20 protein-coding genes and 5 tRNA genes are annotated in these 22,093 nt (G+C 72.0%); 17 read left to right on the top strand and 8 right to left on the bottom strand.

Features of this window, described 5'->3' with window-relative positions; translation table 11 throughout:
* Nucleotides 1-21: 21 nt before the first annotated feature.
* The 6 genes from ACFYV5_RS07050 (at nt 22) to ACFYV5_RS07025 (ending at nt 1,367) form a co-directional block, all read left to right on the top strand.
* A complete protein-coding gene (locus tag ACFYV5_RS07050) occupies nt 22-744 on the top strand; it encodes an HAD family hydrolase (protein ID WP_389166343.1) in 723 nt (240 codons plus the stop codon).
* Between the two features lie 94 nt (nt 745-838).
* A tRNA-Gln gene (locus ACFYV5_RS07045) sits at nt 839-910 on the top strand.
* A 42-nt stretch (nt 911-952) separates the two neighbouring features.
* A tRNA-Glu gene (locus ACFYV5_RS07040) sits at nt 953-1,025 on the top strand.
* Nucleotides 1,026-1,113: 88 nt separating this feature from the next.
* A tRNA-Glu gene (locus ACFYV5_RS07035) sits at nt 1,114-1,186 on the top strand.
* A 15-nt stretch (nt 1,187-1,201) separates the two neighbouring features.
* A tRNA-Gln gene (locus ACFYV5_RS07030) sits at nt 1,202-1,273 on the top strand.
* A gap of 21 nt (nt 1,274-1,294) precedes the next feature.
* Nucleotides 1,295-1,367, top strand: a tRNA-Glu gene (locus tag ACFYV5_RS07025).
* Between the two features lie 145 nt (nt 1,368-1,512).
* On the opposite strand, the gene ndgR is transcribed toward ACFYV5_RS07025, so the two are convergent.
* Entirely contained in the window at nt 1,513-2,229 is a 717-nt protein-coding gene (ndgR, locus tag ACFYV5_RS07020; RefSeq protein WP_005311436.1) for an IclR family transcriptional regulator NdgR, read from the bottom strand.
* Nucleotides 2,230-2,369: 140 nt separating this feature from the next.
* Between ndgR and leuC the strand changes: the two genes are divergently transcribed.
* From leuC to ACFYV5_RS07000, 4 genes are all read left to right on the top strand, one after another.
* On the top strand, nt 2,370-3,794 hold the full coding sequence (gene leuC / locus ACFYV5_RS07015; protein ID WP_389165392.1) for a 3-isopropylmalate dehydratase large subunit: 1,425 nt from the start codon (nt 2,370-2,372) through the stop codon (nt 3,792-3,794).
* Nucleotides 3,795-3,800: 6 nt separating this feature from the next.
* On the top strand, nt 3,801-4,394 hold the full coding sequence (gene leuD, locus ACFYV5_RS07010; protein ID WP_389165389.1) for a 3-isopropylmalate dehydratase small subunit: 594 nt from the start codon (nt 3,801-3,803) through the stop codon (nt 4,392-4,394).
* A gap of 104 nt (nt 4,395-4,498) precedes the next feature.
* Complete coding sequence (locus tag ACFYV5_RS07005) at nt 4,499-4,726, top strand: hypothetical protein (protein WP_215066552.1); 228 nt, start codon at nt 4,499-4,501, stop codon at nt 4,724-4,726.
* A 143-nt stretch (nt 4,727-4,869) separates the two neighbouring features.
* A complete protein-coding gene (locus ACFYV5_RS07000) occupies nt 4,870-5,544 on the top strand; it encodes an HU family DNA-binding protein (RefSeq protein WP_355107457.1) in 675 nt (224 codons plus the stop codon).
* A gap of 112 nt (nt 5,545-5,656) precedes the next feature.
* Here ACFYV5_RS07000 and ACFYV5_RS06995 read toward each other — a convergent pair whose 3' ends face one another.
* Nucleotides 5,657-5,866 carry a hypothetical protein gene (locus ACFYV5_RS06995; protein WP_389165386.1) on the bottom strand — a complete coding sequence of 70 codons (210 nt, stop codon included), beginning with the start codon at nt 5,864-5,866 and terminating at the stop codon, nt 5,657-5,659.
* Between the two features lie 10 nt (nt 5,867-5,876).
* Nucleotides 5,877-6,524: a 2-phospho-L-lactate guanylyltransferase gene (gene cofC, locus ACFYV5_RS06990; RefSeq protein ID WP_389165384.1), complete on the bottom strand. Its 648-nt coding sequence runs from the start codon at nt 6,522-6,524 to the stop codon at nt 5,877-5,879.
* Nucleotides 6,525-6,686: 162 nt separating this feature from the next.
* Here cofC and ACFYV5_RS06985 point away from each other — a divergent pair, with 162 nt between their 5' ends.
* The 3 genes from ACFYV5_RS06985 (at nt 6,687) to ACFYV5_RS06975 (ending at nt 9,697) form a co-directional block, all read left to right on the top strand.
* Nucleotides 6,687-7,439 (top strand): lysophospholipid acyltransferase family protein, encoded by a 753-nt coding sequence (locus ACFYV5_RS06985; RefSeq protein ID WP_389165382.1) that lies wholly within the window; start codon nt 6,687-6,689, stop codon nt 7,437-7,439.
* The gene (locus ACFYV5_RS06980; RefSeq protein WP_355107449.1) at nt 7,436-8,437 is read left to right on the top strand and encodes an NAD(P)H-dependent glycerol-3-phosphate dehydrogenase; all 1,002 of its coding nucleotides are present in this window, start codon (nt 7,436-7,438) and stop codon (nt 8,435-8,437) included. Before ACFYV5_RS06985 ends, ACFYV5_RS06980 begins: the two co-directional genes overlap by 4 nt.
* A 120-nt stretch (nt 8,438-8,557) precedes the next feature.
* Nucleotides 8,558-9,697 carry a D-alanine--D-alanine ligase family protein gene (locus ACFYV5_RS06975; protein ID WP_355107447.1) on the top strand — a complete coding sequence of 380 codons (1,140 nt, stop codon included), beginning with the start codon at nt 8,558-8,560 and terminating at the stop codon, nt 9,695-9,697.
* 22 nt (nt 9,698-9,719) lie between these two features.
* Here ACFYV5_RS06975 and ACFYV5_RS06970 read toward each other — a convergent pair whose 3' ends face one another.
* Both ACFYV5_RS06970 and ACFYV5_RS06965 read right to left on the bottom strand, forming a co-directional pair.
* On the bottom strand, nt 9,720-10,214 hold the full coding sequence (locus tag ACFYV5_RS06970; protein WP_389165378.1) for a DUF3515 domain-containing protein: 495 nt from the start codon (nt 10,212-10,214) through the stop codon (nt 9,720-9,722).
* A 20-nt stretch (nt 10,215-10,234) separates the two neighbouring features.
* Nucleotides 10,235-10,468 (bottom strand): Lrp/AsnC family transcriptional regulator, encoded by a 234-nt coding sequence (locus ACFYV5_RS06965; protein WP_028802415.1) that lies wholly within the window; start codon nt 10,466-10,468, stop codon nt 10,235-10,237.
* A gap of 230 nt (nt 10,469-10,698) precedes the next feature.
* Here ACFYV5_RS06965 and ACFYV5_RS06960 point away from each other — a divergent pair, with 230 nt between their 5' ends.
* On the top strand, nt 10,699-11,661 hold the full coding sequence (locus ACFYV5_RS06960) for a thiamine-phosphate kinase (RefSeq protein ID WP_355107442.1): 963 nt from the start codon (nt 10,699-10,701) through the stop codon (nt 11,659-11,661).
* Nucleotides 11,658-12,449, top strand: a complete 792-nt coding sequence (gene thiD / locus ACFYV5_RS06955; protein WP_389165374.1) for a bifunctional hydroxymethylpyrimidine kinase/phosphomethylpyrimidine kinase — start codon at nt 11,658-11,660, stop codon at nt 12,447-12,449. The genes ACFYV5_RS06960 and thiD overlap by 4 nt, the downstream gene beginning before the upstream one ends.
* 158 nt (nt 12,450-12,607) lie before the next feature.
* Here the strand turns inward: thiD and rpmB are convergent, their stop codons facing one another.
* Nucleotides 12,608-12,793: a 50S ribosomal protein L28 gene (gene rpmB, locus ACFYV5_RS06950; RefSeq protein WP_003957616.1), complete on the bottom strand. Its 186-nt coding sequence runs from the start codon at nt 12,791-12,793 to the stop codon at nt 12,608-12,610.
* A 246-nt stretch (nt 12,794-13,039) separates the two neighbouring features.
* Here rpmB and ACFYV5_RS06945 point away from each other — a divergent pair, with 246 nt between their 5' ends.
* A complete protein-coding gene (locus ACFYV5_RS06945) occupies nt 13,040-14,650 on the top strand; it encodes a DAK2 domain-containing protein (protein ID WP_389165371.1) in 1,611 nt (536 codons plus the stop codon).
* Nucleotides 14,651-15,127: 477 nt separating this feature from the next.
* Here ACFYV5_RS06945 and ACFYV5_RS06940 read toward each other — a convergent pair whose 3' ends face one another.
* A complete protein-coding gene (locus ACFYV5_RS06940; RefSeq protein WP_389165369.1) occupies nt 15,128-17,893 on the bottom strand; it encodes a tetratricopeptide repeat protein in 2,766 nt (921 codons plus the stop codon).
* Complete coding sequence (locus ACFYV5_RS06935; protein ID WP_389165365.1) at nt 17,890-19,701, bottom strand: HSP90 family protein; 1,812 nt, start codon at nt 19,699-19,701, stop codon at nt 17,890-17,892. Before ACFYV5_RS06935 ends, ACFYV5_RS06940 begins: the two co-directional genes overlap by 4 nt.
* Before the next feature lie 165 nt (nt 19,702-19,866).
* Between ACFYV5_RS06935 and recG the strand changes: the two genes are divergently transcribed.
* Nucleotides 19,867-22,080 carry an ATP-dependent DNA helicase RecG gene (gene recG / locus ACFYV5_RS06930; protein WP_389165363.1) on the top strand — a complete coding sequence of 738 codons (2,214 nt, stop codon included), beginning with the start codon at nt 19,867-19,869 and terminating at the stop codon, nt 22,078-22,080.
* The last annotated feature ends 13 nt before the right edge of the window (nt 22,081-22,093 follow it).

Genomic DNA, 22,093 nt, shown 5'->3' with positions numbered 1-22,093 from the left:
CTCGGCCCCATGCCGAGCCGTATGCCGATCCGCGCGGTCCTCTGGGACATCGATGACACGATCTTCGACTACGCCCGCGCCGACGTGACCGGCATGCGCGAGCACCTCACCGCCGAGGGCCTGGTGGACGGATTCGACTCCGTCGGCCAGGCCCTTCGTCGTTGGCAGGAGCTCACCGTCGTCCACTGGCGGCGCTTCGAGGCGGGCGGGGTGGACTTCCAGGACCAGCGGCGCGAGCGGGTGCGTGACTTCCTGGGCGCGCCCACGCTCACCGCCGCCGAGGCCGACGGCTGGTTCGAGCGGTACCTCACGCACTACGAGGCCGCCTGGGAGCTCTTCCCCGACGCCGTGCCCGTCCTCGACGTACTGGCCGGTGACTACCGTCACGCCGTCCTGTCGAACTCCTCGATCCACAACCAGGACCGCAAGCTGCGCGTCCTCGGTGTACGGGACCGCTTCGAGGCCGTCGTCTGCGCCGCCGAGCTCGGGTTCGCCAAACCGGCCGCCGAGGCCTTCCACGCCGCCTGCGCCGCCCTGGGGCTGGCCCCGGGGGAGGTGGCGTACGTCGGTGACCAGCCGGACATCGACGCCCGCGGGGCGGTCGAGGCGGGGCTCAGGGGGATCTGGCTGGACCGCCTCGGCACCGGCGGGCGACCCGAGCTGACCCGCATCACCGACCTCCACCAGCTCCCCGGCCTGCTGCGCGGCGATACCCGTTTTGGAGCGTCGGACACCTTCGGGTAATGTTCTTCCTGCGCCGAGGGGAGCAAGCCGAAAGGCCGAAACCCCGAAGCACACAACCCGAACAAGATCCCCCATAACGGGGATCGCGTTTTGGTGGCCTATGGTGTAATTGGCAGCACGACTGATTCTGGTTCAGTTAGTCTAGGTTCGAGTCCTGGTAGGCCAGCTCGCAGAGCTCATCTGCATGTACGCGGATCGCATCCGCAAAGCCCCCGTTGTGTAGCGGCCTAGCACGCTGCCCTCTCAAGGCAGTAGCGCCGGTTCGAATCCGGTCGGGGGTACAGATCCATCCTGCGCATCACCAGGGTCGCTCCCGGTGAACACGTGGTGACATCGCTCGGCACTCCGGTGCCGGGCGGGATCGCTAGGGCCCCCGTTGTGTAGCGGCCTAGCACGCCGCCCTCTCAAGGCGGTAGCGCCGGTTCGAATCCGGTCGGGGGTACTGGTCTAACCACCATGGCCTATGGTGTAATTGGCAACACTACGGTTTCTGGTACCGTCATTCTAGGTTCGAGTCCTGGTAGGCCAGCTCGCGGAGCTCATCCGCAAGGCCCCCGTTGTGTAGCGGCCTAGCACGCCGCCCTCTCAAGGCGGTAGCGCCGGTTCGAATCCGGTCGGGGGTACGCATCGAGGAAGCCCTTCCCTTCGGGGGAGGGCTTCCTCGCGTTGCCCGACAACTGAAGATCGTCCGTACGGCTCCGGGCGCAACTCCGGCCCACCGCTGCGGCGTTGAAGCGGTGGGCCGGATCGTGCAGGAGGGGCGGGAGATCAGCCGTTGCGGCGCAGCGCCTCGGAGAGACGGGCGGCGGCGTCGATGACGGCCTGGGCGTGCATACGGCCCGGGTGGCGGGTCAGGCGCTCGATCGGCCCGGAGACCGACACGGCGGCCACCACGCGGTTCGAGGGGCCGCGTACGGGCGCGGAGACGGACGCCACGCCCGGCTCCCGCTCGCCGATCGACTGCGCCCAGCCGCGGCGCCGTACGCCTGACAGGGCCGTCGCCGTGAAGCGGGCGCCCTGAAGACCGCGGTGGAGCCGCTCGGGCTCCTCCCAGGCCATCAGGATCTGCGCCGAGGAGCCGGCCTTCATCGTCAGCGTCGAGCCGACCGGGACCGTGTCCCGAAGGCCGGACAGCCGCTCGGCCGCCGCCACGCAGATGCGCATGTCGCCCTGCCGCCGGTAGAGCTGGGCGCTCTCGCCGGTGACATCGCGCAGATGCGTCAGTACCGGGCCCGCGGTGGCGAGCAGGCGGTCCTCACCGGCCGCGGCGGCGAGCTCCGCCAGGCGCGGTCCGAGGATGAACCGGCCCTGCATGTCGCGAGCCACCATCCGGTGGTGTTCCAGTGCCACGGCGAGGCGATGTGCCGTGGGTCGTGCGAGTCCCGTCGCCGCGACCAGACCTGCGAGGGTGGCCGGACCGGACTCCAGGGCGCTCAGGACAAGGGCTGCCTTGTCGAGAACGCCCACGCCGCTAGAGTTGTCCATGCAACGATATTCACGTCTCACTCTGTGAAACGCAAGTTCAATTTTTCCTGGATCTTGCGACCCTGGTGAGGCGGCCGCACAACGGCTCGCGAAACGGGTCTCTAGTTGTGTCGGCGATCACGTCGGCCGGAGGGAAAGCGATGGGTAGGACACTCGCGGAGAAGGTCTGGGACGACCACGTCGTCCGGCGCGCCGAGGGCGAGCCCGATCTCCTCTTCATCGATCTGCACCTGCTGCACGAGGTGACCAGCCCCCAGGCGTTCGACGGGCTGCGTCAGAACGGCCGGCCGGTGCGGCGCCTCGACCTCACCATCGCCACCGAGGACCACAACACCCCGACCCTCGACATCGACAAGCCGATCGCCGACCCCGTCTCCCGTGCCCAGTTGGAGACCCTGCGCAAGAACTGTGCCGAGTTCGGCGTGCGGCTGCACCCGCTGGGCGACGTCGAGCAGGGCGTCGTCCACGTCGTGGGCCCGCAGCTGGGCCTGACCCAGCCCGGCACGACCGTCGTCTGCGGCGACTCGCACACCTCCACGCACGGCGCCTTCGGCGCGCTGGCCTTCGGCATCGGCACCAGCCAGGTCGAGCACGTCCTGGCCACCCAGACGCTCCCGCTGGCCCGCCCCAAGACCATGGCGATCACCGTCGACGGCGAGCTGCCCGAGGACGTCACCGCCAAGGACCTGATCCTGGCGATCATCGCCAAGATCGGCACCGGCGGCGGCCAGGGCTACATCCTGGAGTACCGCGGCTCCGCCATCGAGAAGCTCTCGATGGAGGCCCGGATGACCATCTGCAACATGTCGATCGAGGCCGGCGCCCGCGCGGGCATGATCGCCCCCGACGAGACCACCTTCGCCTACCTCAAGGGCCGCGCCCACGCCCCCGAGGGCGAGGACTGGGACGCCGCCGTCGCGTACTGGAGGACGCTGCGGACGGACGACGACGCGGTCTTCGACGCCGAGGTCGTCATCGACGCCGCCTCGCTGGCGCCGTTCGTCACCTGGGGCACCAACCCGGGCCAGGGCGCTCCGCTTTCGGCGCACGTCCCCGACCCGGCTTCGTACGAAGACGCTTCGGAGCGCAACGCCGCCGAAAAGGCCCTGGAGTACATGGGGTTGACCGCCGGGCAGCCGCTGCGGGACATCAAGGTCGACACCGTCTTCGTAGGCTCCTGCACCAACGGCCGCATCGAGGACCTGCGCGCGGTGGCCGGCATCGTCGAGGGCCGCAAGGTCGCCGAAGGCGTCCGCATGCTGGTCGTCCCCGGCTCCGTCCGGGTCGCCCTGCAGGCCGTCGAGGAGGGCCTGGACAAGGTCTTCAAGGAGGCGGGCGCCGAATGGCGGCACGCCGGCTGCTCGATGTGTCTGGGCATGAACCCCGACCAACTGGCTCCCGGTGAGCGCTCCGCGTCCACCTCCAACCGCAACTTCGAAGGCCGGCAGGGCAAGGGCGGCCGGACCCACCTGGTCTCGCCCCAGGTCGCCGCCGCCACCGCCGTACTGGGCCACCTGGCCTCCCCGGCCGATCTGTCCGACGTCGCTACGCCCGCGGGGGTCTGAGGAACCATGGAAGCTTTCACCACGCACACCGGCCGGGCCGTCCCGCTGCGCCGCAGCAACGTCGACACCGACCAGATCATCCCCGCGCACTGGCTGAAGAAGGTCACCCGCGACGGCTTCGAGGACGGGCTGTTCGAGGCCTGGCGCAAGGACTCCGAGTTCGTGCTCAACCGCCCCGAGCGGGAGGGCGCCACGGTCCTGGTGGCCGGCCCCGACTTCGGCACCGGCTCCTCCCGTGAGCACGCCGTCTGGGCGCTGCAGAACTACGGCTTCAAGACCGTCATCTCCTCCCGGTTCGCCGACATCTTCCGCGGCAACTCGCTGAAGAACGGTCTGCTGACCGTGGTCCTGGACCAGAAGACCGTGGACGCGCTCTGGGAGCTGACCGAGGCCGACCCGACGGCCGAAATCACCGTTGACTTGGAGCAGAGGAAGGTTCTCGCCGCCGGGATCGACGCCGACTTCGAGCTCGACGAGAACGCCCGCTGGCGTCTGCTGAACGGCCTCGACGACATCAGCCTCACCCTTCAGAACGAAGGCGACATCGCGGCGTACGAGGCGGCGAGGCCGTCCTTCAAACCCCGTACAATTACCGTCTGAGCAGCACTTTTCCCTGACTGCGCCCCCCACCTCCCGGTGGGGGGCGCAGTCGCTTGTTGAGACCCCGTCGGGCGACAACTCGCCCTAGATGGCACAATCGGTGCATGGAACGCGACAGCCAACTCGAGCTCTATGAGGCAGTCGCCGCCCGATTGAAGGAAGCGCACACAAGGGTGCGCGAACTGCAAGTCCCGGAGGGCGTAAGGATGGCGCTGTCCCGGAAGCTGCTGGTCGTCACGGCCGCGGCGAAGCACGATCTCACGGACGCCGCAGCGCGTCTGGACCGGTTGATGAAGGACCTCGACGAGGGCCGATTCCCTGAAGACGACTGACACCAGGAACTCCGCAACGGCACTTCACCGTTGCGGCACTAGGGTGATTAGCCCGTTTCGTGTTTGATTTGCGGTATATACATGCCTAACGTGCGAAAAAGCTTGAACACTTTCGTTCTGGCAATGTCTCCGAAGGGGAAGACGTGAACAAGGCGCAGCTCGTAGAAGCGATTGCCGACAAGATGGGCGGCCGCCAGCAGGCCGCCGATGCTGTCGACGCGGTGCTGGACGCGATCGTGCGTGCCGTGGTCGGCGGGGACCGTGTTTCGGTCACCGGCTTCGGCTCGTTCGAGAAGGTCGACCGCCCGGCCCGGTACGCCCGTAACCCGCAGACCGGTGAGCGCGTCCGGGTCAAGAAGACCTCCGTGCCCCGCTTCCGTGCTGGTCAGGGCTTCAAGGACCTGGTCAGCGGCTCGAAGAAGCTCCCCAAGGGTGGCGAGGTCGCCGTCAAGAAGGCGCCCAAGGGCAGCCTTTCCGGTCCGCCGCCCACCATCGCCAAGGCCGCCGGCAAGAAGGCCGCCGCCAAGAAGACCTCCGCCGCCGCGGCGAAGAAGGCCGCCGCCAAGAAGACCACTCCGGCGAAGAAGACCACCGCCACGGCGAAGAAGACCACCGCCACCAAGACCGCGAGCGCCGCCAAGAAGACGACGACCGCCAAGAAGGCGACGCCGGCGAAGACCACCGCCGCCGCCAAGAAGACCACCGCGAAGAAGACCGCCCCGGCGAAGAAGGCCACGGCGAAGAAGGCGCCGGCGAAGAAGACCACCGCGCGCAAGACCACCCCCGCCAAGAAGACCACCACCGCCCGCAAGAAGTAAGCGGCGCAGGGTCGTAGGGCCACTCACACGCCGGGCCGGGCTCCCCCTCGGGGAGCCCGGCCCGCGGCGTGTCCGCGCCCTGTTCGGCCCAATCGGGACCGGAGATTTGCGCTCAGAGGGTCTGCAGCGTCACCAGCGTGATCCGCGGACCGGCGTCCCCGGCGCCCGGCTCCGTCTCGATCCGCACCCGCTGCCCCGGACGCAGCAACAGCAACCCGCCCGCGTCGAAGGCATCGGCCCCGAACTCCACCGGGGTGCCGTCGTCGAGCAGCACACTGCCGCTGCGGGTCTCGGGGTCGTACGTGTACGCGGTCGCCTGCATGAACCGCAGCCTATCCGGCCGTGCGACAGCCATGGGCCGCCGTCCGCGGACCGACACCCAGCGCCAGCGCGGCCGCCAGATCCTCGCCGGTGTCCACGTCCCGGCGGACGGAATCCACCCCCGCCAGTCGGATTTCCACCGCCCCCGAAGACAAATGCCGACGGCGCGAAGCGCCCCCGAATGCGGGTTCCAATTCCACTCCCGGACCGGCCGAGAGGAATGTCGTACCTATTTCGGCCGCATCCGGGAGAAATGTCCGGGGGAATTTCCCGGCGGCGTCGAGGACACGCGCCAGCTCCCCGGGGCGCAGCGCCGGCAGGTCCGCGTTGAGCGCCGCGACCCGCGCGTCCGGCCGGGACTCCCGTACCGTCCGCGCCCCGTGCGCCAGCGCCGCGTTCAGGCCGGCGGCCGGGGAGTCCGGCACGATCCGCGCTCCGAGCGCCGCCAGCGCGACCGCGGCCACCGGATCGTCCGTGACGACCGCCACATCCCGCACCCGCGCGCATTCCAGCGCCGCGGCCACCGTGTCCTGCGCGAACGCCAGCGCCAGCCGTGGACGCAGCAGCGCCCCGGTGGCCTCGGCGAGCCTGCTCTTCGCCCGCGCAAGGGGCTTCAGGGGGACGATCAGGGACCAGCCGTCGTCCGGATCGGTGTTCATCGGGGCCCATTGTGGCCCGGCGCCCTTCGTCGGCGTCCGACGGGCCGGAGAGGCCGGTGCCCGGCGGCGGCGGGAGTCCGGGGCGTACCGTGTCCTCGACAGACCAGGAGCATGGGGCGACACTTGACCCCCTGCACGCCAGTCCCAGAGGAAGGTGCACGAGTGTCCCGCCGCAGAATCGGCTTCTGGTACCGCCTGGCGGCGGTCATCGCTAAACCGCCGCTGGTGGTTCTGTTCAAGCGGGACTGGCGCGGTGCGGAACACATTCCGGCCGACGGCGGATTCATCACCGCCGTCAATCACAACTCGTATCTGGACCCGCTGTCCTATGCGCACTTCCAGTACAACACCGGACGTGTCCCGCGCTTCCTCGCCAAGGCCGGACTCTTCAAGGGCTCGTTCGTCGGCATGATGCTGCGCGGCACCGGACAGATCCCCGTCTACCGCGAGACGACCGACGCCCTGGACGCCTTCCGCGCCGCCGTCGAGGCCATCGAACGCGGCGAATGCGTCGCCTTCTACCCCGAGGGAACCCTCACCCGCGACCCCGACATGTGGCCCATGGCGGGCAAGACCGGCGCCGCCCGTGTCGCGCTGCTGACCAAGGCCCCGGTCATCCCGGTCGCCCAGTGGGGCGCCAACCTCGCGATGCCGCCGTACGCCAAGGAGAACAAGTTCAACCTGTTCCCGCGCAAGACGCTGATCGTGCAGGCCGGCCCGCCCGTCGACCTCTCACGCTTCTACGGCCAGGAGCCGACGCCCGACGTGCTGCGCGAGGCGACCGAGGCCATCATGGCCGCGATCACCGCGCTCCTGGAGGACGTGCGCGGCGAGCAGGCGCCGCCCGAGCCGTACGACCACCGCAAGGCCCGGCTGGAACAGCGGCGCAAGGCCGCCGGGGAGGGCAAGAAGTGACCAAGGCAGCCGTATTCGGCACCGGATCGTGGGGCACCGCCTTCGGCATGGTGCTCGCCGACGCGGGCTGCGAGGTGACCCTCTGGGGCCGCCGCGCCGAGCTCGCCGACGCCATCAACACCACTCGCACCAACCCCGACTACCTCCCGGGGGTCGAGCTCCCCGCGAACGTCCGGGCCACCACCGACCCGGCCGAAGCAGCCCACGACGCCGACTTCACCGTCCTCGTCGTCCCCTCCCAGACGCTGCGCGCCAACCTCGCCGAATGGGCCCCCAAGCTGGCCCCCGACACCGTCCTCGTCTCCCTGATGAAGGGCGTCGAACTCGGCACCGCCAAGCGCATGAGCGAGGTCATCACCGAGGTCGCCGACGTGCCCGTGGAGCGCGTGGCCGTCCTCACCGGCCCCAACCTGGCCAAGGAGATCGCCGCCCGGCAGCCCGCCGCCGCCGTGGTCGCCTGCGCCGACGAATCGGTCGCCCAGCGGCTCCAGGCCGCCTGCATGACCCCGTACTTCCGCCCGTACACCAACACCGACGTCGTCGGCTGCGAACTCGGCGGCGCGGTCAAGAACGTCATCGGGCTCGCCGTCGGCATCGCCGACGGCATGGGGCTCGGGGACAACTCCAAGGCCACGCTCATCACCCGCGGCCTCGCCGAGACCACCCGGCTCGGGCTCGCCATGGGCGCCGACCCGCTCACCTTCTCCGGCCTGGCCGGCCTCGGCGACCTGGTGGCCACCTGCTCCTCGCCGCTCTCCCGGAACCACACCTTCGGCACCAACCTCGGCCGCGGGATGACGCTCCAGGAGACCATCGCGGCGACCAAGCAGACCGCCGAGGGCGTCAAGTCCTGCGAGTCCGTGCTCGATCTGGCGCGCCGCCACGATGTCGACATGCCGATCACCGAGATGGTCGTCTCGATCGTCCACGAGGGCAAGCCGCCGATCGTCGCCCTCAAGGAACTGATGTCGCGCAGCGCCAAGTCCGAGCGCCGCTGAGGCCCGCAGCAGGCCCACACCAGGCCCACAAGGCCCACACCAGGCCGGCACTAGGCCGGACGCGCGCGGCGGGCCGGGGCTCTTAAGCGCATCGAACACGCAAGGTACGCTCAACGCGTTATGAGCGAGAACACCCAGAGCCCCCGCAAGCCGCGCGTGGCCGTCGTCTTCGGCGGACGCAGCTCCGAGCACGCCATCTCCGTCGTCACGGCCGGCGCCGTCCTGCGCGCCATCGACCGGACCAAGTACGACGTGCTGCCCATCGGCATCACCACGGACGGGCGCTGGGCGCTGACCGCCGACGCCCCCGAGCGGATGGCCATCGCCGACCGTGCCCTGCCGAACGTCGCCGACCTGGCCGAGTCCGAGCAGGGCGGCGTCGTCCTCTCCGTCGACCCGGCCAACCGCGAGGTCGTCCACACCGAGCCCGGCTCCGTGCCCAAGGCGCTCGGCGAGGTCGACGTCGTCTTCCCGGTGCTGCACGGCCCGTACGGTGAGGACGGCACCCTCCAGGGTCTCCTGGAGCTCTCCGGCGTCCCCTACGTCGGCGCGGGCGTCCTCGCCTCCGCCGTCGGCCAGGACAAGGAGTACATGAAGCGGGTGTTCACCTCCTTCGGGCTGCCGGTAGGCCCGTACGAGGTCATCCGGCCCCGTGAGTGGGACCAGAACCCCGCTGCCGCCCGCAAGAAGATCGTCGAGTTCGCCGCCGACCACGGCTGGCCGCTCTTCGTGAAGCCCGCCCGCGGCGGCTCCTCCATGGGCATCACCAAGGTCGACGACCTCTCCGGCCTGGACGAGGCCATCGAGGAGGCGCGCCGCCACGACCCCAAGATCCTCGTCGAGTCGCTGCTGCGCGGCCGGGAGATCGAGTGCGGCGTCCTGGAGTTCGAGGACGGCCCGCGCGCCAGCGTGCCGGCCGAGATCCCGCCCGTCACCGACCACGACTTCTACGACTTCGAGGCCAAGTACATCGACTCGGCGTCGGGGATCGTGCCCGCGCCGATCGGTGACGAGGCCACCGCCGAGGTCCAGCGCCTGGCGGTCGCCGCGTACGAGGCCGTCTCCTGCGAGGGCCTGGTGCGCGCGGACTTCTTCCTCACGGAGGACGGCGACTTCGTCATCAACGAGATCAACACCATGCCGGGGTTCACCCCGATCTCCATGTATCCGCGCATGTGGCAGGAGAGCGGCGTCAGCTACCCGGAGCTCGTCGACCGGCTGATCCAGGCCGCGCTGACCCGCTCCACGGGCCTGCGCTGAAGCCCTCGATCCCCTGGAGTCCCTAGTCGCACTCCGGTTCCAGGGCGCACGGAACGGCCTTCTCCACCGGGGCGGCGAGATCCGTGAGCGGTGCGGCGTCGTGGGCGTACCGCTCGTCCAGCGTCACCTCCACGTACGTCTTCCGGTACACCGAGGTGAAGCGGGGTCCGCCGTCCTCCGGCTGTTCCAGCATCCACCGGACGCCGTTCACCGAGACGCCCTGGGACTGGGGATCGGTCATCTTTTCGGGCCGGGGGACGCCACAGCGCAGTACGATCGCCGCGTCCCCCCACCCGGCGGTCAGCTCGGACTCGGGCTCCGGATCGTTCCGTCCCAGCCCCGCCACGGTGTCCGGAAGCTCCTTCGCCAGCGCCTGGCAGAGGGCCGCTTCCTCCGCCGAAGGGCTGGGAACCGGGACCGACGCCTTCACGTCCGTGGAGGAGCAGCCCGCGGCGGTCAGCAGCAGAACGGCTGCGACGGCGGCGGGCAGGCCGAAGGGCCGGTGGGGAGACGTCACCGGCCAAGGGTAGACGGGGGCTACAGATGCACGACCGGGCAGGTGAGGGTCCGCGTGATGCCGTCCACTTGCTGGACCTTGGCGACCACCATGCGGCCCAGCTCGTCCACCGTGTCGGCCTGGGCGCGGACGATCACGTCGTACGGGCCCGTCACGTCTTCCGCCTGGATCACCCCCGGGATCTTGGAGATGGTCTCGGCGACGGTCGACGCCTTGCCCACCTCGGTCTGAATAAGGATGTACGCCTGTACCACGGAACCTCCAGGGCGGCCACGAGGATCTTGTGGGAGAAAGGGACGCCACGGTACCGCGTCGCCGAGGGCCGCGGGGAGACCTGCGCGCCCCGAGGCGCCCACAGTGTGGCGTACGCACGACAGAAGTTGACGGTCTACTTGACGGTACCCAGCGCGGTGACGGCTCGCGACCCGCAGAGCGAGCGGCGGGCGACGCGCACGGCCGGCACGACAACACGAGGTGAGACGCGGTGAAGGGCACAGTAGGAGAACTGGGGGAGTTCGGGCTCATCAGGGAGCTCACCTCCCGGCTCACCTCCACACCGGCGGTACGGATCGGACCCGGCGACGACGCCGCGGTCGTCTCCGCACCCGACCGGCGCGTGGTGGCCAGTACGGACATCCTGCTCGAAGGACGGCACTTCCGCCGTGACTGGTCGACGGCGTACGACGTCGGCCGCAAGGCGGCCGCGCAGAACCTCGCCGACATCGCCGCCATGGGCGCCGTGCCCACCGCGCTGCTCCTCGGCCTGGTCGTCCCCGCCGAACTCCCCGTCACCTGGCCGGTCGAGCTCATGGACGGCCTGCGCGACGAGTGCCAGGTCGCGGGCGCGGCCGTCGTCGGCGGCGACGTCGTCCGCGGCGACACCATCACCATCGCCATCACCGCCCTCGGCGACCTGCGCAACCACGACCCGGTGACCCGGGGCGGGGCACAGCCCGGCGACGTCGTCGCCTACACCGGCTGGCTCGGCTGGTCCGCCGCCGGATACGCGGTGCTCTCCCGCGGCTTCCGCTCGCCCCGCGCCTTCGTCGAGGCCCACCGGCGGCCCGAACCGCCGTACCACGCGGGCCCCGCGGCCGCCGGGCTCGGCGCCACCGCCATGTGCGACGTCAGCGACGGACTCATCGCCGACCTCGGCCACATCGCCGAGGCCAGCAAGGTCCGCATCGACCTGCGCTCCGGGCTCATCGACATCCCGACCCAGATGCACGACATCGGGCAGGCCGTGGGTGTGGACCCGCTGCAGTGGGTGCTCACCGGGGGAGAGGACCACGCGATCGTCGCCACCTTCCCGCCGGACGTGAAGCTGCCGGCCCGCTGGAAGGTCATCGGCGAGGTCCTCAACCCCTCCGCGCTGCCCCAGGTCACCGTGGACGGGGCGCCCTGGCACACCAAGGGCGGCTGGGACCACTTCGGGGGGCACGAGTGAGCCCGCCCCTGGTCCTCACCGTCGCCGGATCCGACTCCGGCGGCGGAGCCGGCATCCAGGCCGACCTGAAGACGATGCTCGCCCTCGGCGTGCACGGCATGAGCGTGCTCACCGCCGTCACCGCCCAGAACTCGCTGGGTGTCCAGGGCGCGTGGGAACTGCCCGAGGAGGCTGTACGGTCCCAGTACCGGGCCGTCGTCGACGACATCGGCGTCCAGGCCGTGAAGACCGGCATGCTGTCCTCCGCCGCGCTGGTGGAGACGGTGGCGGACCTGCTAGCGGGCACGCCGGACGCGCCCGTGGTCGTCGACCCGGTCGGCGTCTCCAAGCACGGAGACCCGCTGCTCGCGGCCTCGGCGCTGGATTCCGTACGGACGAAGCTGCTGCCGCTGGCGACGGTGGCCACGCCCAACCTGGACGAGGTGGCGCAGCTGACGGGAGTCGTCGTCGAGCGGGAGTCCGATCTGCGGGAGGCCGCCGCGGCGGTCCTGTCGTACGGGCCGCGGTGGGCGCTCATCAAGGGCGGCCATCTCGAGGGGGACGCCGTCGACCTGCTCACGGACGGCGGCGAGGAGCACTGGCTGCGCGCTCCCCGGCACGACAACCGGCACACGCACGGCACGGGCTGCACGCTGGCCTCGGCCGTGGCGTCGGGCCTCGCGAAGGGGCTGACCGTGCCGGAGGCGGTGCGGGAGGCGAAGGCGTACGTGACGGGGGCGATAGCGGCCGGGTTCGCGCTGGGCGCGGGGATCGGCCCGGTGGATCACGGCTGGCGGTTCCGCGGCTGACCGGTGCGGTGCCCGGGCGTACGTCTGGGCCCGCGCCTGTGTCCGGGCATGGCAAAAGGCCGGTTCACCGAGGTGAACCGGCCTTTCAAGGCAACCGCAGAGGCTGCGCTACGACGATGCGTCGGCGGGATCATCCCCGCTTGCGCGGGGAGCATCACTTAGCGCGAGACCTTGCCGGCCTTGATGCACGAGGTGCAGACGTTGAGCCGCTTCGGCGTCCGACCGACCACGGCACGCACGCGCTGGATGTTCGGGTTCCAGCGACGAGACGTACGGCGGTGCGAGTGCGAAATGTTGTTGCCGAAGCCCGGCCCCTTGCCGCAGACGTCGCAGTTGGCAGCCACGGGTCACTCCAAAGACTTCAGATTTACAGTGAAAACCGGCGCACCGGAATCAGAGGTCTGAAGTGGCTTGCCGGGGGAATGGCCCGACTTTCGCCGGGCAACCGGAGCAGCATACAACGCCTGCTCCCGTAGAACGAAACTACCACGGTCGCCGCGGCCCCCGCCCCCGTCCCTGGTCACGAGCGGGTCTACCCTGCGGTGAGCTCACCGCAGACGCCGCCAGCCGCCTAGCAGGAGGACCACCCGTTGCCGCAGACCGCGCAGACCCTCGACGCCGCAGCGGTCCGCTCCTGGTGCGTACGGGCGCTGGACGCGCTCGGCAGGGAGCGCGAGGAGATCGACGCGATCAACGTCTATCCGATCGCGGACGGGGACACCGGCACGAACCTGTATCTGACGGTGGAGTCCGCGGCGCAGGCCGTCGAGGCGGTCTTCGCGGCGGAGGATCCCGACGCGGGCGACGCCATACGGGCCATGGCGCACGGTGCCCTGATCGGCGCCCGGGGGAACTCCGGGACGATTCTCTCGCAGCTGCTGCGCGGCATGGCGTCCGTTCTCGCGGACGGGCGTGACGGGGATCACCTCGCCCGGTCCCTGGCGGCGGCGGCCCGCGCGGCCCGGGAGGCGGTGGCGCACCCCGTCGAGGGAACGATCCTGAGCGTGGCGGGAGCGGCGGCGGAGGCCTGCGAGCGGGGCGGGAGCCTCGTGGCGGTGGCCAGGGGGGCGTACGAGGGAGCCAGGACCGCGCTGGAGGCCACGACCGGGCAACTGGCCGTGCTCCGACGCGCGGGGGTCGTGGACGCGGGCGGACGAGGACTTGTGGCCGTCCTCGGGGCGCTGGTGGAGGTCGTGTCCGGGGAGGCACAGGTCCGGCCGGCCAGGGCGGCGCACCGGCCGGCCGGTGCGGACGAGGCGTGCGGAGCCGAAGACGGATCCGACGGGCCCGCCGAGCCGGCCGGCCCCGCCTTCGAGGTGATCTACCTCCTGGAGGCGGAGGACGCGGCCGTGGAGAGGCTGCGGGCCCGGCTGGACGCGATGGGGGACTCCCTGGTCGTGGTCGGCGGCGACGGCCTGTGGAACGTGCACGTCCACGTCGACGACGCGGGAGCGGCCGTCGAGGCGGGCGTGGAGGCGGGCCGGCCGTACCGGATCCGCATCACGCACTTCTCGGGTGTCACCGAGGTACGGGAACGGATGCAGCGGGCCGTCGTGGCGGTCGTACCCGGTGAGGGGCTCGCGGGCCTGTGCGCGGAGGCCGGGGCGACGACGGTGCTGGCCAGGCCGGGGGAGCCACCGGCCAGCGGCGAACTCGTCGACGCGATCCGGCGGGCCCACGCGCGCGAGGTCGTGCTCCTGCCGAACGACACCGACCTGCGGCACACGGCGGGCGCGGCGGCCGAACAGGCCCGCGCGGAGGGCATCAGGGTCGCTCTGATCCCGACCCGCGCGGCCGTCCAGGGCATCGCGGCGCTCGCCGTCCACGAGCCGGACCGGCGCTTCGACGAGGACGTGGTGGCGATGACGGCGGCGGCGGGGGCGACCCGGTACGCCGAACTCGCCGTCGCCGAACGCCGGTCCTTCACCTCGGCCGGCGTCTGCCAGGCCGGCGACGTCCTCGGCCTGATCGAGGGCGACGTGGCGGTCATCGGCCAGGACCTGACGACGACGGCCCGCACGGTCCTGGACCGGATGCTGTCGGCGGGCGGCGAACTGGTGACCCTGATCGTGGCGGACGAGACCCCACCCTCACTGGCCACGACCCTCGAACGCCACGTCCGCGACACGTACCTGGCGGTCGACACGACGACGTACCGCGGGGGCGTGGGCGCGCCACCGCTTCTGATCGGCGTCGAGTAGCGACCGGGCGGCGCGGGCCCCCACCCTCCCGCGAGCCGCGTGAAGCCGCTGCACGGCTTGCGGCGGTGAGCCGGGAGCGGCTGCGGCCTGAAGCCGCCGCCCCACCAGCCGGTGCGAGGCGGCCGGCCCCCCCCCTCGCGGGGCCGGCCGCCCGCTTGCGCGAGGTGAAGCCGCTGCCCCGCGAGGCGGTGCGGGCGGCTGCACCCGCCCCGTGGGGTGCAAGGCGGCCGCGCCTGTGCCGCGGAGCCGGCCGCCCGCTGGCGCGGCGGGACGTTGCCGTCCCCAAGCGGTGCCGGCCGCCCGCACCCACCTGGGAGCCCGTGGCCGCGCCGGCCTACCCCGTGGTGCGAGGTGCCGCGCCTGCTCGTCGCAGAGCCGGCGACCGCTTGCGCGGAGTCGAGCCGCCGTCCGCGAGGCGTACCGGGCCGCCCGTACCCTCCCGGCCTCCCCCTGGACGGCGGCAGGGCCGCAGGGGGTTCAGGGCGTTGCCTGGGACAGCAGGGCCTTCGCCTCCTCCGATTCCGGGTTCTCCGCCAGCACGCCACGCGCCAGCGCCGTCGCCTCCGCGCGCTCGCCGAGGTTCAGGTGGAGCCGGCCCGCCAGGAGTTCCGCCGTCGTACGGCGGTCGCGGACGTCGGGGCCGGCCGACGCGAGCGCCGACACCGCGCGCGTCGCGTACGACAGGGCCTCCCGCGCATCCGTCTCACCGAGCAGCTCCGCCGCCTGGACGTACGTGTCCGCCAGCTGCACCACGTCGGAGCCGCACGCCTCCGCCGCCGCGTCCATGAGGGCACGGCCCTCCTCGGCCCCCGCGATCCACGCCCGGACGCGCAGCGTCCTGACGTACGCCGCCGAGTCGCCCAGCTCCCGCCACAGCTCGCCCGCCCGCTCGTACGCCGCGGCGGCCTCCGGCTTCAGCTCCGCCCGGAGCAACGCCTCCGCCGCCAGGTTCGCGAGCATCGCGTGGTCCCGCTGCTCCGGCCACTCCTTCGCGAGCTCCGCCGCCCGCAGCCACTGCTCCGCCGCGGCCCGCGGTTCGTCCAGCGCCGTCAGGCAGTCGCCGAGCCACCACAGCGTCTGGACGACCATCCCGTCGCCGTGCTCCTCCACGGACAGGTCCGGCAGCACCGACTCCAGAATCGCCGCCGCCTCCTCCGTCCGCTCCTCCCGCAGCAGCCAACCGCCCAGCTGATGCCGGGCGTACGCGCCGATGCCCCGGCTCTCGCCGGCCTCGTCGGCCCAGTGCGCCGCCTCCAGGGCGTGTTCCGTCGCCTCCGCGAACCCTCCGGCCGCGGCGAGCGCGTGCGCGAGCTGCATCCGCAGCCGGGCCTGCCCGCCCGCCGGCGCGTGCGCGGCCCCGTGCTCCAAGGCCGCCCGGGCGGCCCGCTCGGCCGTCTCGACGTCGTCGAGGTGCAGGGCGATCCGGGAGAGCTGAACCTCCGGCTCGACGGCGTACCAGGGCAGCCCGGCCCGGTGGTACAGCTCCGCGGCGTGCGCGTACTGCCGGGCCGCGCCCTCGGCGTCCCCCCGGTGCGCCGCCAGATCGCCCCGTACGGCCTCGGCCTCGGCGATCCGGTCCATGACGGTCGGATCCTCCGCACAGGCCGCGGTGAAGGCCAGCAACGCGTCCACCGACCGCGCGAGCTCCTCGGGCGCGCCCTCCTCCTCGTGCAGCCGCAGCAGCCCGATCCGTACCCGGGCGAGCAGCGCCCCGGCCACCTGGCGAGCCGTGGCCGCCCCCTCGGCGTGCAGGGCGAGCACCCGCGCGATCGCCTCCTCGACGGCCGCCGACGCCTCCTCCACCCGCTCGTCCAGCGCGAGCGCGTACGCGGCCCTGGTCCGGGCGGCCTCCGCCTCACCACGGTCGCCGGCCGCCTCGTACCCCTCGGCCGCCGTGCGGAACAGCCGCACCGACTCCGCCGGGCCGTCCGCCATGGCCATCGCCCGGTGGTCGTCGAGCTCGGCGCGCGCGAGCGCGTCCAGCTCCACCCCGGATACCGCCACGGCCTCCCACGCCGCCCGCGCGGACGGGCTGCGCTCCTTCGACAGCCGTCGCGCCTCCGCGAGCGGATCGCGCGACTCCGTCACCGGCTCCACCACGGGCTCCGGGACGCGCACCGGTACCGGCACCGCCCCCGACGCCCGGACCCCCAGCGGCAGCCGGTCCAGCAGCGGCGCCTGCCCCATCCGCTCCCGGACGAGCTCGCTCACCCGCTCCGTACCGTTGCGCTCGTCGAAGCGGCGGGCGATCGCCAGCGCCTCCACGCGCGCGTGGCCGGCGAGTTCGCCCGCCGTCCAGGAGGACCCCGCAGGACCCGGCACCGACTGCCCACCGTGCCCGAGCGCCACCAGCCGGTCCATCAACAGCGCCGTCACGGCCAGGAAGTCCAGGAGGCTGTCCGGATCACCGGCGTCCGTGAAGTACGCCGGACGCTCCGCCAGGATCTCCAGACCCCGCGCCTCGTTCCCGGTCAGCGCGCAGAACTCGATGTGCTCCGCCACCGAGCCGCGCATGCTCTCCATCGGCCGCACCAGGCGGTAGCCCCGCAGGTGGTTCGCGCGGGCCTGCTCCCCCCGGCCGAGCCGGAGCAGCGGCAGCAGCGAGGACGCCAGAACCGCGTGCGGCTCATGGGCGCAGGTGTGCTCACCCGCCAGGACCGGCGCCCAGATCTCCAGGGCCTCCTCGTCCTCACCCAGCTCCACGCGCCAATGGCCCTGCCCGTGCAGCTCGCAGGCATGGCAGTCGGCCATCCGGTCCCGGTCGGCCGCCAGCCAGGCCGCGTACGCCCGGGCCGCCCGCTCCCGGTCACCGATGTGGCGCGCCACCCGGAACTCGCTCCGCCGCACGGCCCGCTCGGAGTACCCCGCGAGCCGGTACCGGTGCTCCATCTCGCCGAGCCACTTCTCGATCGAGGCGAGCGGGATGTGCGGCTGGTCGAGCATCCCGCTGGAGACCCACTTGAACACCCAGTGCAGGGAGTGCGCCTCGTACGCGTCGAAGTCCGCGGGGTTCTCGTCCCACATCCGCAGCAGCCGCGAGAAGGGCACGAACATCTTCGCCTTCTCGGAGCTGTAGTTGTACGCCTGCAGCTGGTGCCCGAGCGCCTCGATGACGGCCAGGGGCTCACCGATCCGCTCGGCCTCGGCGAGCAGCCGCTCGGCCCGCTCGTTGCGCGCGGGCCCCTCGGGCTGCCCGGAGTTCTCCCGCATGGCCTCGCGCAGGGCCTGGATGGTCAGGGTCATGCCTCGTTCTTCCCGTCATGAGTGGCCCATTCGAGCAGTCCTGCGAACGCCCGGTTGAGCAGCGCCGAGTCGGCCGGACGCAGCGGCCGCTGCGCCATCAGCAGCGCCTGGCCGTACAGCGCCTCGACGGCCGTTCCGGCCAGCTGCGGATCGTCGAGCGAGCCGATCCGGCGGATCAGCGGATTGAGATGGTTGAGGACCAGCCGGGCCCGCGGCGCGCTGCCGCGCAGCGAGCCGAGGATGCCCGCCCACAGGTCGTCGGCCTGTTCCTCGGCGTCCGCCCGCGCCTGTTCGTGCCGAGCCGCCCGGTCGTCCAGGTGCAGCGCGGGCACGGTCAGCGGGTGGAAGGACCGCAGGGACACGTCGCAGCCGAGAGCATCCAGCGCGGCGCGCGCCACCGCCAGGAACGGCGCGAGCGCCAACTCCTGCGCGGGGTCGACGGAGTCCAGATGGGCGGTGACGGTGTCCGCGTCGAGCTCGGCGACCGCCGTGCCCGGCCGGACCTCGGGGAGCCGCTCGACCAGCTCCGTGTCGTACGTGTAGCCGCCGTTGACCACGCCGATGCCCTGCGCGGACGCGATGGCCGCGACCTGCCGGAACTCCTCGACCGTACGAGTGTAGTGCACCACCGGGTGCCGGCGGGCGAACTCCTCCAGCGAGAGACGGCCGTCCGTCGTCTCGAACGGCAGCCACGGCAACATCGCCCGCAGCATCTCGCCGTCGTGCCGGGCCAGCGACTTCACCCCGAGGTGGTGCACCGACAGGAACTGCTCCAGGCGCTCGGGGTCGCCCGCGGCCAACGAGCCGAGCCAGTCGCGTACCGCCGCGCCCAGCGCGTCCCGTACGCCCGCCAGCGTCTCGTCCTCGTACAGCGACTCCCGCGAGGCGGTCGGCCGCAGGCTGTCCGTGTCGAGCACACACCGCACGAAGAACGCCCAGTCGGGCAGCAGCCCGTCCGCCCGCTCGGTGAGCAGCATGCCCTTGAGATGGACCCGGTGCCCCGCGCGCTGAGCGGGGCTGACCGCCGACGGCAGGACGTACGCCACACCCCGGATGCCGGCCAGCGGCAGATCCAGGTCGATCGAGTCGAGCGGGGTGAAGCCGAACAGCGTCCGGCAGTGCCCGGCGAGCGCCACCCGCCGGGCGGCCGGGCTCGGGTACGAACGGTCCCAGGGCGCGGGCAGATCGGTGACCGGCTCGTCCCCGACCCGTACTTCGTACGGGAGGAGAGAGCCGTACTCGCGGGCCAGCGAGAGCACCTTCGCCTCGGTCAGCCACTCGCCGGCACCGGGGCGCGCGGTGAGGTACACGGTCGTGCCCGGCTCGGGGCGTGCGCCGTCCGGGAGCGTACGGACCGTGTACGAACCGTCGTCGCGGGCCGTCCACTCCACCGGAGGGGCTGCGGGCGTACGAGCGCTGCGGCTCACCACCCGGATCTCGCCGGCGACCACGAAGCAGGCGAGCAGCCCGATGCCGAACTGGCCCAGGAACTCGGCCCGCGCGCTGGCGATGCCCTCGGCGTCGGCCCGCTTCGAGCTGCGGCCGATGGTGGCCAGCAGGCTGTGCACATCGTGCTCGGTCAGCCCGATGCCGCTGTCCTCGACGCGCAGGCCGCCGCCGTCCACGGACAGCAGGACCCGCGCGGGGGCGTCCGGCTGCTCGGCGCGGCGCGCGGTGATCGCGTCCACGGCGTTCTGCAGCAGCTCACGCAGATAGACCCGGGGGCTCGAATAGAGATGGTGGGAGAGGAGATCCACGAGTCCGCGCAGATCGACCTGGAAGGTGTGAGGTGTCTGATCAGGAGTCATCGTCGCTGCGCCGGTGGGGGGACGGGCGACGGCGCGGGTCGGGCGATCCCGGCGTGCGGTGATCGCGGAGGAGAGGGGAGGACGCGTCATCCTAGGCATCACGACGCCGACGTGACCAGGGGATATCCACAGCCTGCGGGACGGGTGTCAGTGGAGTGGTGTGCAATGGAACGCGTGCCAGTGCTCGACGAACCCCTCAAGAACCTCCTCGGCGCCGCCACCGCGAAGGTGATGGCCGAGCAGCTCGACCTGCGGACGGTCGGGGACCTCCTCCACCACTACCCCCGGCGGTACGCCGAGCGCGGCGAGCTCACCGCGCTCGCCGACCTGCCGCTGGACGAGCACGTCACGGTGGTCGCGCAGGTCGCCGACGCCCGCGTGCTGACCTTCAACAAGGGCGGCCGCGGCAAGGGCCAGCGCCTGGAGGTCACGATCACCGACGGCAGCGGCCGGATGCAGCTGGTCTTCTTCGGCCGGGCCGTCCACTTCCACCAGAAGGAGCTGCTGCCGGGCCGCCGCGGGATGTTCGCCGGCAAGGTCGGCGTCTTCAACCGCAAGCTCCAGCTCACCCACCCCGAGTACAAGCTCCTGGACGCCGAGAGCAGCGACGAGACGGTCAAGGCGTTCGCCGGCGAGCTGCTGCCGATCTACCCCGCCTGCAAGCAGCTGGAGTCCTGGACCATCGAGCAGTCCGTCGCCATCGCCCTGGACTCCCTGGCCGCCACCGGCTGGGCCGGGCTCGCCGACCCACTGCCGCCCGCCCTGCGCGAGGGCCGCGACCTCACCGACCTGCCCGAGGCGCTCCAGAAGGTCCACCGCCCCCGCACGAAGGCGGACATCGAGGACGCCCGTCGGCGGCTGAAGTGGGACGAGGCCTTCGTCCTCCAGGTCGCCCTGGCCCGCCGTCGGTACGCGGACACCCAACTGCCCGCCGTCGCCCGCAGGCCCACCCCGGACGGCCTCCTCGACGCCTTCGACGCCAAGCTGCCCTTCACCCTCACCGACGGCCAGCAGAAGGTCTCCCGCGAGATCTTCGACGACCTCGCCACCGAGCACCCCATGCACCGCCTCCTCCAGGGCGAGGTGGGCAGCGGCAAGACGATGGTGGCCCTGCGGGCCATGCTCGCCGTCGTCGACGCCGGGGGACAGGCCGCGATGCTCGCCCCCACGGAGGTTCTCGCCCAGCAGCACCACCGGTCGATCACCGAGATGATGGGCGAGCTCGCCGAGGGAGGCATGCTCGGCGGCGCCGAGCACGGCACCAAGGTCGTCCTGCTCACCGGCTCCATGGGTACGGCGGGGCGACGGCAGGCCCTGCTCGACCTGGTCACGGGCGAGGCCGGGCTCGTCATCGGCACGCACGCCCTGATCGAGGACAAGGTCCAGTTCCACGACCTCGGCCTGGTCGTGGTCGACGAGCAGCACCGCTTCGGCGTCGAACAGCGCGACGCCCTGCGCGGCAAGGGGAAGCAGCCCCCTCACCTGCTCGTCATGACGGCCACCCCCATCCCGCGCACCGTGGCCATGACCGTCTTCGGCGACCTGGAGACCTCCGTCCTGGACCAGCTGCCCGCCGGCCGCTCGCCGATCGCCAGCCATGTCGTCCCGGCTGCCGACAAGCCGCACTTCCTCACGCGCGCGTGGGAGCGCGTGCGCGAGGAAGTGGAGAAGGGACACCAGGCGTACGTCGTCTGCCCCCGCATCGGCGACGACGAGGACGAGAAGAAGAAGCGCAAGGCGTCCCCCGAGGACGAGGCCGAGAAGCGGCCGCCGCTCGCGGTCCTGGAGGTCGCCGATAAGCTCCGCGCCGGCCCGCTCGCCGGGCTCCGCATCGAGGTCCTGCACGGCCGGATGCACCCCGACGACAAGGACGACGTCATGCGCCGCTTCGCCGCCGGCGAGGTCGACGTCCTGGTCGCCACCACCGTCATCGAGGTCGGCGTCAACGTCCCCAACGCCACCGCCATGGTGATCATGGACGCCGACCGCTTCGGCGTCTCCCAGCTCCACCAGCTCCGCGGCCGCGTCGGCCGCGGATCCGCCCCCGGCCTCTGCCTGCTTGTCACCGAGATGCCCGAGGCCGCCCCGGCCCGGCAGCGTCTCGCCGCCGTCGCCTCCACCCTCGACGGCTTCGAGCTCTCCCGGATCGACCTGGAGCAGCGCCGCGAGGGCGATGTCCTCGGCCAGGCCCAGTCCGGCGTCCGCTCCTCGCTGCGGATGCTCACCGTCATCGACGACGAAGAGGTCATCGCCGCCGCCCGGGAGGAGGCGACCGCCGTCGTCCTCGCCGACCCGGACCTCACCGACCACCCCGAGCTGCGCACCGCGCTCGACGCCCTCCTCGACAAGGAACGTGAGGAGTACCTGGAGAAGGGCTGACGCGAGGGGCCGG

Origin of the sequence: Streptomyces sp. NPDC003035, assembly GCF_042888285.1 — a bacterium.
In the GTDB taxonomy this organism is placed as follows: domain Bacteria; phylum Actinomycetota; class Actinomycetes; order Streptomycetales; family Streptomycetaceae; genus Streptomyces.
This window is presented reverse-complemented; position numbering and strand designations above follow the sequence as displayed.